A 615-nucleotide genomic window follows, 5' to 3' on the forward strand; every position below is an offset into this window, starting at 1 on the left:
TTATAGGCGCTGGCCCAGTTCTTCGCGGTCATCTCCAGCCAATAATCGAACTGCCCGGCCTTCAGCGCTTCGAGGGCGACGGTGTTGTCGCGGTAGTAGTCGGTGGTCATCGTGTCGAAGTTGTAGAAGCCACGGTTGACCGGCAAGTCCTTGCCCCAGTAATCCTTGACCCGTTCGTAACGTACCGAACGGCCGGCCTTCACTTGGGTGACCTTGTACGGGCCGCTGCCCAGCGGGATTTCCAGATTGCCCTTGTTGAAGTCGCGGCTGGCCCACCAGTGTTTCGGCAGGACCGGCAACTGGCCGAGGATCAGCGGCAGCTCGCGGTTGTTGCTGTGCTTGAACTTGAACAAGACCTTCAGCGGGTCTTCGGCGATGGCTTCGGCGACGTCGTTGTAATAGCCGCGAAACATCGGCGAGCCTTCCTTGGTCAACGTCTCGAAGCTGAACACCACGTCGTCGGCGCGCACCGGGTGGCCGTCGTGGAAGCGTGCTTCCGGGCGCAGGTAGAAGCGCACCCAACTGTTGTCGTAGGCTTTTTCGATCTTGCTGGCAATCAGGCCGTACTCGGTGAACGGCTCGTCGAGGCTGTGTTTGGTCAGGGTGTCGTAGATC

At 60.0% G+C, this 615-nt stretch carries 1 protein-coding gene; it reads right to left on the reverse strand.

Going from position 1 to position 615, the window contains the following annotated elements; translation table 11 throughout:
* Positions 1-615, reverse strand: a 615-nt coding sequence (locus J5M71_RS26565; RefSeq protein ID WP_243434364.1) for an ABC transporter substrate-binding protein, incomplete at both ends; no start/stop codon positions are given.

It is taken from the genome of Pseudomonas sp. 43(2021), assembly GCF_017490805.1.
Classification (GTDB): Bacteria; Pseudomonadota; Gammaproteobacteria; order Pseudomonadales; family Pseudomonadaceae; genus Aquipseudomonas.